The organism is Sphingomonas arantia (assembly GCF_042682045.1).
Lineage (GTDB): Bacteria > Pseudomonadota > Alphaproteobacteria > Sphingomonadales > Sphingomonadaceae > Sphingomonas_R > Sphingomonas_R arantia.
Window position 1 is genome coordinate 146,047 of sequence record NZ_JBHUGS010000004.1, and the last position, 14,618, is coordinate 160,664.

Consider the following 14,618-nt stretch of genomic DNA (forward strand, 5'->3'; position numbering starts at 1 on the left):
CTCTATGTTATGTTCATCCCAAAATTCAGGGGGGACATTGATGACAAAACCTAGCCGCTATTTAGCTATACTGCCCGACTGCTCTAAAGCAGTCGTTCATATAGACCAGAACCATGTAAGATTAGAGGTTGATCGAGAGCATCAGCATCCACGGGAGATGTTCGATGCCCACATTATGCCCGACAGAATTTCGGTGGCATTAGATAACAATAAATTCGCTACTTTAACGGGTTTGTATCGGACTAGTCGATCCTCAAATTTCGTCACCGCCCACGAAGTGTATGAAGCAAACTTGTCGTTCGTCGGCCCGAAGGAATTTGTATATGCCCCGTCTGTTAAAATTATGAGTTTTAGGCCGACTAATGAGATGCTTGCAGTGATGTATCGGGGGCATCGGGTCAGTCGACATCTCGCGACGGATAACATTACGTTAGCAGAACTAGAACAAGAACCGCACAAGGGGATGAGGTATCTTGTTGATCTAATCGACCACGAGCGATGCCAAGCATTTGCCGCCAAGGCTGATCGCCTGCAAATTTCAGGCCACATCCTAGTCTCGACAAACGCAACGGTGCAGGGTCAAACCGCGCAGGAGGAGGCCAGGTGAAACTCACCTATACTCAGCCAACGCTAATTCATTCGGCTATAACTGATATGCTCAGTGTATGCGATTTTATGTCGTTAATGGTGGGGGAAGTAATAAGCCCAGTCTCCGTTTCATTCGTTACCGAAGGTGAAGTGGATCGATGGGGTGCCTTGCCTCATTACGATGTTCACGCGCGCTGGAGGCCGAACGGTAAAGATATAGATCCTCAATATGGGCGCCGCTGCCTGTCCACTCCGATGTTTGACACAGAGACCTATCAGAGCGCGCTCGCAACATGGGTCAACCGTCAGAGCCGATGGCTTCAAAGTCACGCCCTCGCGACAGTTTGTTTGGATAATCAGCGGGAAATCAGTCGACGCCGTTTCTTGGATGCCGCAGCATGGTTCGAGTCGGTACCTACGTTCTATGAATGTCAGCGGGAGGAGATCAAACGTGAGGTCATCACCGATGCTGCGACGGCAGCATGTAAGGTATTCATCGAGAGCGGCGCGGACGTCTCTATTGATAGGGCACAGGCCCTTCTGAGTCCGTTGAATTCTGCCTCGCTCTCCATTCGTATTGCAGACGCAATGGCTCGTGTGCGGGCAACTCTAGGCGATGATTTGCTCCCGGAGAGACTTGATAAACTCGCTAAAGTACTTCCGCGCATACGGGGCAAGTTCGCACACGGCGAAGACGCATTCCTCGGTGATTTGGGCCATATGGTACACGATGCAACACTGCTCTTCGAGGTGCTGTCCGCGGCGCTAACCCTTGAGGAACTTGGCGTTCGCATCACACCCGATTCGTTCGGTCATCCATTCAGCAACTCGGTGACCGAACTCCAGCAATTTGGCCTTGCTGATGCGGTTGCGTGAGTAGGAACCGTAGTGTTCGAGGTGTCTCCGTCGGCTAAGAACCTGGTAAGTGGTCGATGCCAAGGTGATCAACCCCGCTTCCGTAGCCCCTTCAACTCCGCGAGCGAGAAAGCGCGGAAGAGGAAGGCGGCGGCGGCGTAGGTGACCGTGCCGGCGGCGATGAGGGCGGTGAGGGCGGCGGCGCGGATCGGGATGGGGCCGGCGGTATAGGGGTCGATCAGGGGATTCAGGAGCAGCAGGACGGCGCCCATCGCGACGCTGGCGGCGCCGAGCCGCACGGTGCGGCGGGCGAGTTGCGCGTCGACCGCAAAGTGGTTGCGGCGGCGGAGCGTGATGTAGAGCATCGCGACGTTGAGCCACGCGGCGGCGGCGGTCGAGAAGGCGAGGCCGACATAGCCAAGCGGGGTCAGGAACACGAAGCCGAGGTTGAGCGCGAGGTTGGCGACCATCGCGATCATCGCGATCCGCACGGGGGTGCGCGTGTCCGACCGGGCGTAGAAGCCGGGGGTGAGCACCTTGATCAGGATGTAGGCGGGCAGGCCGAACGAGAAGGCCGTGAGCGCGGCGGCGCAGCCTTCGGTCGCCTCCGCGGTGAAGCGCAGGCCCTGGAACAGCCCGCGGACGAGCGGGGTGGCGGACAGCATGAGCGCGACGGTGGCGGGGAGGGTCAGGAGCAGCGAGAGTTCGATCGCGCGGTTCTGGGTGTGGACCGCGGCGCCGTCGTTGCCCGAGCCGATCTGGCGCGAGAGGGCGGGCAGGATGGCGGTGCCGACGCCGATGCCGATCAGGCCGAGGGGCAACTGGTTCAGCCGGTCGGCATAATAGAGGTAGGAAACCGCGCCTTCGCCGAGGAAGCCGGAGGCGAGCATCGTCGAGATCATCAGGTTGAACTGGACCGCGCCGGCGCCGATCGCGGCGGGCCAGATGATGACGAGGAGCTTGCGGACCTGGGGGGTGAGCTGCGGACGCTTGAGACGCAGCACGATGCCGGCGCGGCGGCAGGACCAGATGAGCCAGGCGAGTTGTGCGACGCCCGAGATGGTGACGGCGATCGCCTGCGTCCGGGCGGTGTCGATGCCGGTCGCGCCGCGGAAGAAGATGAGTCCGGCGATCATGCAGATGTTGAGCAGGACGGGGGCGGCGGCGTTGACCCAGAAGCGGCCGAGCGAATTGAGGATGCCGCCGAGCAGCGACACGAGCGAGATCAGCATGAGGTAGGGAAAGGTGATGCGCGTGAGTTCGGTGGCGAGCGCGAGTTTCTCTGCGCCGCCGCTTTCGCGGAACCCGAAGGTGATCGCCCAGACGACGGGTCCGGGGACGAGCATGACGAGCGTGGTGAAGACCGCGAGGAACGGGAACAGGACGGACAGCACGTCCTCGGCAAAGCGGCGGCCGGCGGGGAGGCCGTCCTTGCCGTCCGTTTCGCCCTCTGCAATCGTGCGGTTGAACATGGGGACGAAGGCGGAGGCGAACGCGCCTTCCGCGAACAGCGCGCGGAACAGGTTGGGGAGCCGCCACGCGACGAGGAACGCATCCGACGCGAAGCCCGCACCGACGAACCGCGCCATCAGGACATCGCGGACGAGGCCGAGGATCCGGCTGATCAGCGTGAAGCCGCCGATGGTCGCGGTGTTGCGGACGAGGCTCATGCGGGGTTCCTCATTTCCGGGCGGCGGGGCGGTGTGTCGCGCTGCGAGGTGGTCGGCAGCGTGTCTCGATTGGTTGCCGCGCTCGGTCAACCGGTTCGCAGGGCCGCGCGTGGCTCATGTGCGATGACACCGCGGGGGGGGGGGGGGGGGGGGGGGGGGGGGGGGGGGGGGGGGGGGGGGGGGGGGGGGGGGGGGGGGGGGGGGGGGGGGGGGGGGGGGGGGGGGGGGGGGGNCCCCACCCCCAACCCCCTCCCCTCAAGGGGAGGGGGCTTGCTTTGGTTCGCGGGCAGCGCGTTAGGCGCCCGCAAACCCTCAGGCGTGGCCGATGGGCTGGCCCTGGCCGTCGGTGGCGCCCTGCTGCTGCGACAGATAGAGCGCTGCGAAGTCGATTGGTTCGAGCATCAGCGGGGGGAAGTTGCCGTCGCGGGTGGCGTCGGCCACGATGCGGCGCGCAAAGGGGAAGAGCAGGCGCGGGGCCTCGGCGAGGAGGAAGGGCTGCATCTGGTCGTCGGGGACGTTCCGGATGCCGAACAGGCCGGCATAGCTCAGCTCGATCGCGAACGCGGTCTGGTCCTCGACCGATGCCTTGGCTTCGATCTTGAGGATGACCTCGTAGATGTCCTCGCCCACGGTGGTGGAGCCGATGTTGAACTGCACGTCGATCCGCGGCTGGGCCTGCTGCTGGTAGATCATCGGTGCGTTCGGATTCTCGAACGAGAAGTCCTTCACATATTGCGCGATCACGCCGACCTGCGGCGCGGTGTCGTCCCCGGTGAACATTGGGGTGTCGGCGTCGGTCATGCCTTCGTTCTCGGCCATGTCATGTTCCTGATCGGGGAGGATAAAGGCCGGGCGATAGCGGTCCGGCGCGAGGGGAGCAACCCTGTCGCCGGCCCGGAGGGGTGGAGTGCGGGCCGGCGACGCGCGACGCGGATCAGCGGCGCGGCTTGACGAATTTAAGCGTCATGCGGTCGCTTTCGCCGATCGCGGCATATTTCGCGCGGTCCGTGTCGCCCTCGGCGTAGTTGGGCGGCAGCGTCCAGACGCCCTTGGGATAATCGGCCTTGTCCTTCCGGTTCGCGTTGACCTCGCTTTCGCCGGCCAGGCGGAAACCGGCGGCCTGGGCAAGCGCCACGACGGTGGTGCGCTTCAGGTAGCCGCTCGTCTTCTCGTCCGTCGCGGGGCGGGCGGCGGGCAGGCGATGTTCGACGATGCCGAGCGTGCCGCCGGGCTTGAGCATGGCGAACCACGCCTTGAATGCACCCGCGGCGTTGGCCCCGCCGCCCATCGTCAGGTTGTGGATGTTGCGGAAGGTGAGCACGACGTCGGCGCTGTTGGCGGGGACGGTGGAGGTGCCGGCGGCGGCATCCATGGTGGCGACCGTGGCGGCGGGGCCGACCGCGGCGCGTTTCGCCTCGAGCATCTTGGTCGCGGAGTCGGCGCCCTTGGCGGACCCGACGAGCGCGATGTAGCGGCCCTTGCCGTTGACGAGCGGCCCCAGGATCTCGGTGTACCAGCCGCCGGCGGGCGAGAATTCGACGACCGTGTCGGTGGGCTTCACGCCGAAGAAGGCGAGCGTCTGCGCCGGGTGGCGGTAGCGGTCGCGCGCCAGGTTGGCGGGGGTGCGGGTGGGGGCGGCGACGGCGGCCTTGATCGCGGCGGAGGGCGCCTGCGCCGGGAGCGCCGCGGGGGCGACGAGCGCGGTGGCGGCGGCGAGGCAGAGGAAATGGTGGCGCATGACGGCTCTCCGGTTCTAGTTCTTCTCAGGGCGCGACTATTGCGGCGGGGAGACGGGGTTGCAAGACTTGCTTCTGTGGGCGGCGGGGGCGGCCGTACTGGTCGCCGTGGCGGCGGGTGTGATGGAGCGCGTGCGGCAGCGGCGACGGCATGTCGCGGGGGTCGGCTGGATGCCGTGGAGCGGGGTGACGGTGGCGGCTTTGTTCGTGGCGGTGATGTGTTTGGTGTTGGGGTTGCGGGGGTAGGTTCGGTTGGGGGCTTGAGCTGGTTCCTCTTCTTAGCCCCTCTCCTTTAGGGGAGGGGTTGGGGTGGGGCTGACCTGTTCAACCCGGTGAGGTCGTGGGTGAGGAGCTGTTGCCCCCACCCCAACCCCTCCCCTGAAGGAGAGGGGCTTTCTGTTGTGTTTGGCTCTCGCTTGCGTCTTACCGGCGGCGGAAGATCTACAAACAGCTCTCCAGATACGGCTGGTCGAAGCCGAACTGTCGCGCCTTGTCGAGCGTGTAGGGGCGGAGGCCCATGGCGCGGTATTCGCCCTGGATCATGCCGTCGCTGCCCTCGTCCATGAATTCGAACTTGAACAGTTCCTGGGTGACGATGACCGGGCCCTCCATGCCGATCACCTCGGTGATGTTGGTGATGCGGCGGGAGCCGTCGCGGAGGCGCTTCACCTGGATGATGAGGTCGACCGAGTCGGCGATCTGGCGGCTGATCGCTTCCTTCGGCACCTTGATGTCGGACATCAGCACCATGTTCTCCATGCGGGCGAGCGCCTCGCGCGGGGAGTTGCTGTGGAGCGTACACATCGAGCCGTCGTGACCGGTGTTCATCGCGGCCAGCATGTCGAAACATTCCGGCCCGCGGATTTCGCCGAGGATGATGCGGTCGGGCCGCATGCGGAGCGCGTTGACGACGAGATCGCGGATCGTGATCGCGCCCTTGCCTTCCAGGTTCGGCGGGCGGGTTTCGAGCGGGAGCCAGTGCGGCTGCTGCAGCCGGAGCTCGGCGGCGTCCTCGATCGTGATGACGCGTTCGCCGGGGTCGATCATCTTGGACAGCGCGTTCAGCATCGTCGTCTTGCCCGAGCCGGTACCGCCCGAGATGATGATGTTGAACCGCGATGCGCCCGCGATCTTGAGCGCGGTGGCCATCTTGGTCGACATCGATCCGCCGCTGGCCATCATGTCGAGTGTGATCGGCTTGGCGGAGAATTTGCGGATCGAGATCGCGGTGCCGCGGAGCGAAAGCGGGGGGACGATGACGTTGACGCGCGAGCCGTCGGCGAGGCGGGCGTCGGCGAGCGGCGTGGTCTGATCGACGCGGCGGCCGACCTTCGACACGATGCGCTGCGCGATCTGGAACAGATGTTCCTCGTCGCGGAACACGACGGGCGCGATGGTGAGCCGGCCCTTTTTCTCGATATAGACCTGGTTCGGACCGTTCACCATGATGTCGGTGATGAGCGGATCGGCGAGCAGTTCCTCGAGCGGGCCGAGACCGAGCAGTTCGTCGACGAGCACTTTTTCCAGCGCGAACTGTTCGCGGCGGTTGAGCGTGATCTTGAGATCGGCGAGCACCTCGCCGATGATCGGGCGGAATTCCTCGGCCAGCTCGTCCTTGGTCAGCGTCGCGGCGGCCTCCGGATCGACGCGTTCGAGCAGGCGGGGGAGGACCTGTTCCTTGATCTTGTGGACCGACGCCTCGAAGCCCTCGGGCTTGTTGCTGCCGGCCTCTCCGGACGCGGCCTGGCGATCGGCGAGGCGGGTCATGGCGTCGGACAGCGGCATCTCGCTGCCGGGCTCCGCGCCGGGGAGCGTGTCGAGCGAGGGGAATTGCGTGCCGGCGTCGATGGGCGTGCCGACGGATTGCATGGGGCGCGCCACCCCGAAGGCGGGGCGCGAGCCCGCGCCGCCCGATCCGCTGCGCCGTCCGAATGCACTCATGCCGATCGTCCTCGTCGAGCACGGACATACACGCCGTGCCTGCTATGGCGGCAGGGTTAGCGGGCGAGGTTTTACAATTCGCTAACCGTGCAGGCGAAAGGATGAGGATGGACGTGACGATACGGGCCGCGGGGGCGGGCGATGCGGATGCGGATGCGGATGCGCTGGCGCTGGTCGGGGGCGCGACGTTCCTGGAAAGCTATGCGTGGATGATCCCGGCGGCGGACCTGCTGGCGCATGTGGCCGCGCGGCATGGGGCGGAGGTGTATGCCGCCTGGCTGGCGGATGCGGGGTCGCGGGTGTTCGTGGCGACCGCGCCGCTGGGGGCGGTGATGGGCTATGCGGTGCTGACGGCGCCGGACTTGCCGGCGGACTGTGTTCTGGACGGCGATGTGGAACTGCGGCGGATCTATCTGCTCGGGATCGCGCAGGGGCAGGGATCTGGGGCGGCGCTGATGGCGGCGGTACTGGAGGGCGCGCGCGACATGGGGGCGGCGCGGGTGACGCTGGGCGTGCACGGCGGCAATGCGCGGGCGATCGGCTTTTACGGGCGGATGGGGTTTGCCCCGATCGGGCGGCGGACGTTTACTGTGGGTGGGCAGGTTTATGATGATCTCGTTATGGGGCGGGGGTTTGAGTGACTGCCGCGGCTGAGGCGACCCCGCTGATCCGTTTGGTTCGAGCCTGTCGAGAACGGCGCAGGGTTCTCGACAGGCTCGAACCAAACGGGGTTGGGAGCGGGGTGAACGGGCGGCGTTCTCGACAAGCTCGAACCGAACGGGGGTGGGGTGTGGGTTCGGCTGGGTGTCACGGCCTTGCGGTCCCGCGACCCCCGCGGCGCACCACCCAATAACCGTCCAAGCCGAGCGCAGTCGAGGCACGCTCTCCCCCAAGCGTAACCTTGGGGTGTTGTAGGCCGTCTCGGCTACGCTCGACGGGTCCCTCGACTTCGCTCGGGATAGACGGGTGAGTGGAAGTGGCTGTTGCTTGGATGCCGTTAGGCGACTTCGGTTGCGGCCTCGGCCAGGATGGTGAGGCCCTTTTCGTTCACTTCCGCAAAGCCCCCTTCGATGGCGATGCGGCCGGTGACGGTCGTGGCCGAGCTGTAGATCGCGATCTCGCCGGGGCGGATGACGGTCATGAAGGGTGCGTGGCCCTCGAGGACCGCGAAGTCGCCTTCGATGCCGGGGACGACGACCATGTGGACGTCCTCCGAACGGAGCAGCTTTTCCGGGGTAACGAGTTCGAAGTGGAGGTTGGGCATCGGGTTTTCCTAAGCCCCTCCCTTTAGCGGGAGGAGTTGGGGTGGGCTGACCGCTTCACCCGGATCTGTCGTTGGTGAGGTGCTGTTGCCCCCCACCCCCAACCCCCTCCCCTGAAGGGGAGGGGGCTTTAGGTTCTTACGCTTCCTGAGCCATCTTTTCGGCCTTGGCGACGGCTTCTTCGATGCCGCCGACCATGTAGAAGGCCGCTTCCGGCAGGTGGTCGTATTCGCCGGCGACGATCGCCTTGAAGCTGCGGACCGTGTCTTCGACCTGGACGAACTTGCCGCTGATGCCGGTGAAGACCTCTGCGACGTGGAACGGCTGGGACAGGAAGCGCTGGATCTTGCGGGCGCGCTGGACGGTCAGCTTATCCTCTTCGGACAGCTCGTCCATGCCGAGGATGGCGATGATGTCCTGGAGCGACTTGTACCGCTGGAGCAGCGACTGGACCGCACGGGCCGTGTCGTAATGCTCCTGACCGACGATGCGGGGCGACAGCATGCGCGACGTGGAGTCGAGCGGATCGACCGCGGGGTAGATGCCGAGTTCGGAGATCGCGCGGTTGAGGTTGGTCGTCGCATCGAGATGCGCGAACGACGTGGCGGGCGCGGGATCGGTGAGATCGTCGGCGGGCACGTAGATGGCCTGAACCGAGGTGATCGACCCCTTGTTGGTCGAGGTGATGCGTTCCTGCAGCTGGCCCATGTCGGTCGACAGCGTCGGCTGGTAGCCCACGGCCGACGGGATGCGGCCGAGCAGCGCGGACACTTCGGACCCGGCCTGCGTGAAGCGGAAGATGTTGTCGACGAAGAACAGCACGTCCTGGCCCTCGACGTCGCGGAAATATTCCGCGTTCGTCAGGCCCGACAGCGCGACGCGGGCACGGGCGCCCGGCGGCTCGTTCATCTGGCCGAACACGAGCGCGACCTTGGAGCCTTCCGACTGCGGATTGCCGTCGGCGTCCTTGGCGATGACGCCGGCGTCGAGGAATTCGTGGTAGAGATCGTTGCCCTCGCGGGTCCGCTCACCCACGCCGGCGAACACCGAGGTGCCGCCATGGCCCTTGGCAATGTTGTTGATCAGTTCCTGGATCAGCACGGTCTTGCCGACGCCGGCGCCGCCGAACAGGCCGATTTTGCCGCCCTTCGCATAGGGTGCGAGCAGATCGATGACCTTGATCCCGGTGACGAGGATCGCGGACTCGGTCGACTGGTCGATGAATTCCGGGGCCTTGGCGTGAATCGGCATGCGCGTCGCGGCATTGACCGGGCCGCGCTCGTCGATCGGATCGCCGACGACGTTCAGGATGCGGCCGAGCGTGGCCGGGCCGACGGGGACGAGGATCTGCGTGCCGGTGTCGGTCACGGGCTGGCCGCGGGTCAGGCCCTCGGTCGAGTCCATCGCGATCGTGCGGACGGTGTTCTCGCCGAGATGCTGGGCGACTTCGAGCACGAGGCGGTTGCCCTGGTTCGTCGTCTCGAGCGCGGAGAGGATCGCGGGGAGCTTGTCCTCGAACGTCACGTCGACGACGGCGCCGATGATCTGCGACACGCGGCCGACATTGTTGGTCGCCAGTGTGGGCGTGGCCGGTGTTGAACTGGTAAATGCTGGTGCGGTTGCCATCGAGTTCGTCCCTTGCCTTCCAAAAGTCTACCGTCGCGGCGGTCCCCCGCCAGAGCGGAGGTGCGATACGGCAGATGTATAGTGTTTAGAGCGCTTCCGCGCCCGCGATGATTTCGATGAGTTCGGTGGTGATCGCGGCCTGGCGGCTGCGGTTGTACTGGATGGTGAGGCGGTTGATCATGTCGCCCGCGTTGCGGGTGGCGTTGTCCATCGCGTTCATGCGGCTGCCCTGCTCGGAGGCCGCATTTTCCAGCATCGCGCGGAACAGCTGGATCGCGACGTTGCGCGGCAGCAGTTCGGCCAGGATCGTCTCCTCGTCGGGCTCATACTCGGTCGCGGCGGCGACCGGTTCGGCGGTGCCCTCGACCTTGGGGATCGAGACGGGGATGATCTGTTGCTCGGTCGGCACCTGGACCAGAGCGGACTGGAAGCGCGCGTAGAACAGTTCGGCCACGTCATAGTCGCCGGCTTCGAACCGGGCAATCAGGTCGCGGGCGACCTCGAGCGCGTCGGTGAAGGCGACGTTCTTGATGTGCGTCTGATCGACCTGGTGGACGATGCGGCCGGGAAACAGCCGGTTGAGGACCGCGCGGCCCTTCTTGCCGATCAGGTAGAACTTCACGTCCTTGCCCTCGGCGATCAGCGCGTCGGCCTTCTTGCGCGCGGCGCGGACGATGTTGCTGTTGAACGCACCCGCGAGGCCGCGTTCGGACGTGGCGACGACGATCAGGTGGCGCTGGTCGGATCCGGTGCCGGCGAGCAGCTTGGGGCTGTTCGGGCCGACCTGGACCTTGCCGGCCAGGCTCGCCATCACGGCGGTGAGCCGTTCGGCGTAGGGACGGCCGGCCTCGGCCGCCATCTGCGCTCGGCGCAGCTTCGCGGCGGCCACCATCTTCATGGCCTTGGTGATCTTCTGGGTCGACTTCACCGAGGTGATGCGGACCTTGAGGCTCTTGAGGCTGGCCATCCTAGGCTGTGTCTTCCCTGTCGAAGAGGGTGCGTCCAGTGACGCCCCCCACCATAGCCTCCCCCGGTGGGGGGAGGGCTATATCGTGTTTACGCGAACGTCTTGGCGAAGTGGCCGATGGCTTCCTTGAGCGCTTCGGTCGTCTCTTTCGAGAGGTCCTTGCTGTCGCGGATCGTGGTCAGGATCGCGGTGTCGTGCGACCGGATGTGGGTCAGCAGCGCGGCCTCGTAACGCGTCACGTCCGCGACGGGGACGGTGTCGAGGAAACCGTTCACGCCGGCGAAGATCGACACGACCTGTTCCTCGAACGGAAGCGGCTGATACTGACCCTGCTTGAGCAGTTCCGTCAGGCGCGCGCCGCGGTTCAGCAGGCGCTGCGTCGAGGCGTCGAGATCGGAACCGAACTGCGCAAAGGCCGCCATTTCGCGGTACTGCGCCAGCTCCAACTTGATCGAGCCGGCGACCTTCTTCATCGCCTTGGTCTGCGCGGCGGAACCGACGCGGCTGACCGAGAGGCCGACGTTGATGGCCGGGCGGACGCCCTGGTAGAACAGTTCGGTTTCGAGGAAGATCTGGCCGTCGGTGATCGAGATCACGTTGGTCGGGATGTAGGCGGACACGTCGCCGGCCTGCGTTTCGATGATCGGCAGCGCCGTCAGCGAACCGTTGCCGTTGTCGTCGTTCATCTTGGCCGCACGCTCGAGCAGGCGGCTGTGCAGGTAGAACACGTCGCCCGGATAGGCTTCGCGGCCCGGCGGACGGCGCAGCAGCAGCGACATCTGGCGGTAGGCGACGGCCTGCTTCGACAGATCGTCGTAGACGATGACGGCGTGCATGCCGTTGTCGCGGAAATATTCGCCCATCGCGCAGCCGGTATAGGGTGCGAGGAACTGCAGCGGGGCCGGCTCCGACGCGGTGGCGGCGACGACGATGGAATATTCCATCGCACCGTTCTCCTCCAGCGCGCGGACGATCTGCGCCACGGTCGAGCGCTTCTGGCCGACGGCGACGTAGATGCAGTAGAGCTTCTTGCTCTCGTCGTCGCCCTGATGGCCCTGCTTCTGGTTGATGAAGGTGTCGATCGCGACGGCGGTCTTGCCGGTCTGGCGATCGCCGATGATCAATTCGCGCTGGCCGCGGCCGACGGGCACGAGCGCGTCGAGCGCCTTCAGGCCGGTCTGGACGGGCTCATGCACCGACTTGCGCGGGATGATGCCGGGGGCCTTCACCTCGACGCGCATGCGCTTCTCGGCGACGATCGGCCCCTTGCCGTCGATCGGGTTGCCGAGGCCGTCGACCACGCGGCCGAGCAGACCCTTGCCGACGGGGACGTCGACGATGGTGCCGGTGCGGCGGACGATGTCGCCCTCGCCGATTTCGGCGTCGGAGCCGAAGATCACGGCGCCGACATTGTCGGCTTCGAGGTTCAGCGCCATGCCCTGCACGCCGTTCGAGAATTCGATCATCTCGCCGGCCTGGACGTTGTCGAGGCCGTGGATGCGGGCGATGCCGTCACCCACCGACAGGACGGTGCCGACTTCGGACACCTGAGCTTCGGTGCCGAAATTGGCGATCTGGTCGCGGATGACCTTCGAGATTTCTGCGGCGCGGATATCCATGTTCAGCCTTTCATCGCCTGCGCGAGCATGTTCAATTTGGTGCGGATCGACCCATCGACCTGGCGCGAGCCGAGTTTGACGATGAGGCCGCCGAGAATGGATTTGTCGACAGTCGCCTCGATCGAGACGTCCTTGCCGGTCTGCGCCTTCAGCTTGGTCTTGAGCGCTTCGAGCTGGTCCGCGTCGAGCGGGTGGGCCGAGACGACTTCCGCCGTGGTTTCGCCGCGATGGTCAGCCGCGAGCATGCGATAGGACCGCATGATGGCGGGAAGATCGCGCAGGCGACGGTTGGAGGCCAGCACGCCGAGGAACTTCGTCGTCAACGGATCGAGGCCGAGCTGCGGCGCCACGGCGGCGACCGCATGGGCGGCATCGGTCCGGTTGATGAGCGGGCTGGTGACGAGCCGACGGAAGTCGTCGGACCCGGCAACCGCCTGGTTCAGCGTGGACAGCGAGGCCGACACGACGTCGATCTGCCGTTCGTCGCGCGCGAGTTCGAACAGCGCCATGGCGTAGCGCCCGCCAAGACTTGCCTGAATACCGCCGGAAGTCTCCACGCCCGTCCCCGCCCCGTGATGCTGTTCGCCCATGCGAAAAAAGGGGGCGCGTTTGCGTCCCTCTGCATGGTGGGGGGCGGTTAGCATCGGACCCCGGCGGATGCAAGGTTGGTGGCGGGCAGGGTTCGGTTGCAGGGGCAGAAGCCTGCCGCGCGCGTCATGCCGGGGAGGGCCGAGCGACGCGTGCAGGCAGGTCTTATTCCGAATCGCTGTCGTCTTGGGCGTCGGCCGCGTCGCTGGCGGTGCGGATCGCGGCTTCGTCGGCGGAGTCGAGGCTGGCAATGAGTTTGGCGGCGGGGCTGTCTGGGCCGCGGTGCGGATCATAGGCGAGGGGGGCGAGGACGAGTTTGGCCTCGTTGCGCTTGCCGTCACGGATATATTCGCGCGCGACGCGGAAGCGCAGGCCGGCATCCTGCGGTGCCAAGGCAAACGCTTGGTTCAGGCCGATGATCGCGTTGGCGGACGGGCGCTGGCCCGACGGGCGGAAGCTGTCGTAGAACAGCATCAGCGGTTCGGCATCGTCGGGTTCGAGCCGGTTGGCCTTGACGAACCAGCTGCGCGCCTCGCGCCAGACGGCCTGGTCGGTCGCCTTGGCCTGGACCGCGCGGCGCATGTGGACGCGGCCCTTGTAGAGCAAAGCCTCCCGCGATTTCGGATCGACCGCAAGCGCGCGGTCGGCGGCCGCCTCCGCCCGGTCGTCCTGACGCGCGTCATATTCCGCCTCGGCAAGCCAGGCCTGGACGACGGGGTCGGCGGCATAAGGCGCGGCGAGCGTGCGGGCCTGCGCCACGACCGCGGTGGCGGTGGTGGCGTTGACGCCGCGTTCGGACCGCATACGCACCGGCATCATCGCGGTTTCGCCGGGGGACAGCGGCCGGATGGTAACCTCGCCGATCGGCAGCTTGTCCTTCGCGATCGGCAGATAGGGCATCTTGGCCGACAACAGGTAGCGTTCGACATCGCGATCGAGGATCTTCAGGTCGCCGAACGCGATCTTGGCGGCCTCCAGACTGGGCTTGCCGCGGTTCAGTTCGCGCAGATAGGTGCTGAGCTGTCCGTCGCGCTTGCGTTCGAACGTGAGATAATGGGTGAGCAGCCAGCCGCGGCCATAGAGTGCCTCGCGCTCGTCCTGGTTCAACTTGCGGCTGTCGGCGGTCAGCAATTCCTCCAGCGTCAGCGGTTTGCCGCCGTTCATCAGGCTGTAGCCGCGGTGCATGGCCGGGATGCCGAAGCCGAGCCCGCCGTCGCGTTCGCTGCGCGCGGTGCCGTTGAATTCGGCGAACCCCTCCGTGAACCAGCCGGGATAGGCGGCGGTGTAGTTGGCGTACATGAAGTGGTGGGTATATTCGTGGAACAGCACCGTCTGTGCGTTCAGTTCGAACTGGCCGCCGTTGCCCGAGCGACGCGGCGTGAAGGCGACCGAGCCGCCGGCGCGCGGCTGATAGAAACCGGCGACGTTGCGGCAGGTGCTTTCCTTGCGGTTTCCGCCGCTGCCGCAGAGCCGTTCGATCGAGGCGGCATCGGGCAGCACATAGACGTACAGCGGGTTCGCCCGGTCGGACGGCCGTTCCGGCAGGCCGCGCATGACGCGCAGCCCCTTGTCGAACCGTTCGAGCCGGGTGGCGTAGTCGCGTGCGGTGTCCGCGCTGCCCGGTGCGTAGATCACGAAATGGTCGCTGCGCGCCTCGAACCACGCGGCGGTGGCCGGCGTGGCGAGCGCGCCTGTCAAGGCCGCCGCGATCGCCGCGTGCCAGAATCGTTTCGTCATCGTCCTCGTCCCCCCGAACATCTTTGTCA

At 65.8% G+C, this 14,618-nt stretch carries 14 protein-coding genes; 4 read left to right on the plus strand and 10 right to left on the minus strand.

Annotated elements, in window-relative coordinates; all coding sequences use genetic code 11:
* The first annotated feature begins 157 nt into the window (after positions 1–157).
* Together ACFSGX_RS14665 and ACFSGX_RS14670 are read left to right on the plus strand one after the other, a co-directional pair.
* Positions 158–607: a hypothetical protein gene (locus ACFSGX_RS14665; RefSeq protein ID WP_380931029.1), complete on the plus strand. Its 450-nt coding sequence runs from the start codon at positions 158–160 to the stop codon at positions 605–607.
* Positions 604–1,464 (plus strand): hypothetical protein, encoded by an 861-nt coding sequence (locus ACFSGX_RS14670; RefSeq protein ID WP_380931031.1) that lies wholly within the window; start codon positions 604–606, stop codon positions 1,462–1,464. Before ACFSGX_RS14665 ends, ACFSGX_RS14670 begins: the two co-directional genes overlap by 4 nt.
* A 68-nt stretch (positions 1,465–1,532) precedes the next feature.
* Here the strand turns inward: ACFSGX_RS14670 and murJ are convergent, their stop codons facing one another.
* From murJ to ACFSGX_RS14685, 3 genes are all read right to left on the minus strand, one after another.
* Complete coding sequence (murJ, locus tag ACFSGX_RS14675) at positions 1,533–3,113, minus strand: murein biosynthesis integral membrane protein MurJ (protein ID WP_380931032.1); 1,581 nt, start codon at positions 3,111–3,113, stop codon at positions 1,533–1,535.
* Between the two features lie 312 nt (positions 3,114–3,425).
* Positions 3,426–3,932, minus strand: coding sequence for a protein-export chaperone SecB (gene secB / locus ACFSGX_RS14680; protein ID WP_380931034.1), 507 nt, complete (start codon positions 3,930–3,932; stop codon positions 3,426–3,428).
* 115 nt (positions 3,933–4,047) lie between these two features.
* Positions 4,048–4,851, minus strand: a complete 804-nt coding sequence (locus ACFSGX_RS14685; protein ID WP_380931036.1) for a class I SAM-dependent methyltransferase — start codon at positions 4,849–4,851, stop codon at positions 4,048–4,050.
* Between the two features lie 58 nt (positions 4,852–4,909).
* Between ACFSGX_RS14685 and ACFSGX_RS14690 the strand changes: the two genes are divergently transcribed.
* Complete coding sequence (locus ACFSGX_RS14690) at positions 4,910–5,095, plus strand: hypothetical protein (protein WP_380931038.1); 186 nt, start codon at positions 4,910–4,912, stop codon at positions 5,093–5,095.
* A gap of 195 nt (positions 5,096–5,290) precedes the next feature.
* Here ACFSGX_RS14690 and ACFSGX_RS14695 read toward each other — a convergent pair whose 3' ends face one another.
* Entirely contained in the window at positions 5,291–6,790 is a 1,500-nt protein-coding gene (locus tag ACFSGX_RS14695) for a CpaF family protein (protein WP_380931040.1), read from the minus strand.
* A gap of 113 nt (positions 6,791–6,903) precedes the next feature.
* Between ACFSGX_RS14695 and ACFSGX_RS14700 the strand changes: the two genes are divergently transcribed.
* Positions 6,904–7,431 carry a GNAT family N-acetyltransferase gene (locus ACFSGX_RS14700; protein WP_380931042.1) on the plus strand — a complete coding sequence of 176 codons (528 nt, stop codon included), beginning with the start codon at positions 6,904–6,906 and terminating at the stop codon, positions 7,429–7,431.
* A 356-nt stretch (positions 7,432–7,787) separates the two neighbouring features.
* Here the strand turns inward: ACFSGX_RS14700 and ACFSGX_RS14705 are convergent, their stop codons facing one another.
* From ACFSGX_RS14705 to ACFSGX_RS14730, 6 genes are all read right to left on the minus strand, one after another.
* Positions 7,788–8,054 (minus strand): ATP synthase F1 subunit epsilon, encoded by a 267-nt coding sequence (locus tag ACFSGX_RS14705; protein ID WP_380931044.1) that lies wholly within the window; start codon positions 8,052–8,054, stop codon positions 7,788–7,790.
* A 136-nt stretch (positions 8,055–8,190) separates the two neighbouring features.
* Positions 8,191–9,678: a F0F1 ATP synthase subunit beta gene (gene atpD / locus ACFSGX_RS14710; RefSeq protein ID WP_380931046.1), complete on the minus strand. Its 1,488-nt coding sequence runs from the start codon at positions 9,676–9,678 to the stop codon at positions 8,191–8,193.
* 85 nt (positions 9,679–9,763) lie between these two features.
* The gene (locus ACFSGX_RS14715) at positions 9,764–10,645 is read right to left on the minus strand and encodes a F0F1 ATP synthase subunit gamma (RefSeq protein ID WP_380931048.1); all 882 of its coding nucleotides are present in this window, start codon (positions 10,643–10,645) and stop codon (positions 9,764–9,766) included.
* 89 nt (positions 10,646–10,734) lie between these two features.
* Positions 10,735–12,264 (minus strand): F0F1 ATP synthase subunit alpha, encoded by a 1,530-nt coding sequence (gene atpA / locus ACFSGX_RS14720; protein ID WP_380931050.1) that lies wholly within the window; start codon positions 12,262–12,264, stop codon positions 10,735–10,737.
* A 2-nt stretch (positions 12,265–12,266) separates the two neighbouring features.
* A complete protein-coding gene (locus ACFSGX_RS14725; RefSeq protein ID WP_380931160.1) occupies positions 12,267–12,821 on the minus strand; it encodes a F0F1 ATP synthase subunit delta in 555 nt (184 codons plus the stop codon).
* A gap of 196 nt (positions 12,822–13,017) precedes the next feature.
* Entirely contained in the window at positions 13,018–14,589 is a 1,572-nt protein-coding gene (locus tag ACFSGX_RS14730) for a hypothetical protein (protein ID WP_380931052.1), read from the minus strand.
* Positions 14,590–14,618: the final 29 nt, after the last annotated feature.

What these genes read in the sequence shown, in the direction of transcription:
- atpA (WP_380931050.1), bottom strand. Translation starts at nt 12,264, where the DNA reads ATGGATATCCGCGCCGCAGAAATCTCGAAGGTCATCCGCGACCAGATC.
- atpD (WP_380931046.1), bottom strand. Translation starts at nt 9,678, where the DNA reads ATGGCAACCGCACCAGCATTTACCAGTTCAACACCGGCCACGCCCACA.
- murJ (WP_380931032.1), bottom strand. Translation starts at nt 3,113, where the DNA reads ATGAGCCTCGTCCGCAACACCGCGACCATCGGCGGCTTCACGCTGATC.
- ACFSGX_RS14715 (WP_380931048.1), bottom strand. Translation starts at nt 10,645, where the DNA reads ATGGCCAGCCTCAAGAGCCTCAAGGTCCGCATCACCTCGGTGAAGTCG.
- ACFSGX_RS14685 (WP_380931036.1), bottom strand. Translation starts at nt 4,851, where the DNA reads ATGCGCCACCATTTCCTCTGCCTCGCCGCCGCCACCGCGCTCGTCGCC.
- ACFSGX_RS14695 (WP_380931040.1), bottom strand. Translation starts at nt 6,790, where the DNA reads ATGAGTGCATTCGGACGGCGCAGCGGATCGGGCGGCGCGGGCTCGCGC.
- ACFSGX_RS14730 (WP_380931052.1), bottom strand. Translation starts at nt 14,589, where the DNA reads ATGACGAAACGATTCTGGCACGCGGCGATCGCGGCGGCCTTGACAGGC.
- ACFSGX_RS14705 (WP_380931044.1), bottom strand. Translation starts at nt 8,054, where the DNA reads ATGCCCAACCTCCACTTCGAACTCGTTACCCCGGAAAAGCTGCTCCGT.
- ACFSGX_RS14665 (WP_380931029.1), top strand. Translation starts at nt 158, where the DNA reads ATGTTCGATGCCCACATTATGCCCGACAGAATTTCGGTGGCATTAGAT.
- secB (WP_380931034.1), bottom strand. Translation starts at nt 3,932, where the DNA reads ATGGCCGAGAACGAAGGCATGACCGACGCCGACACCCCAATGTTCACC.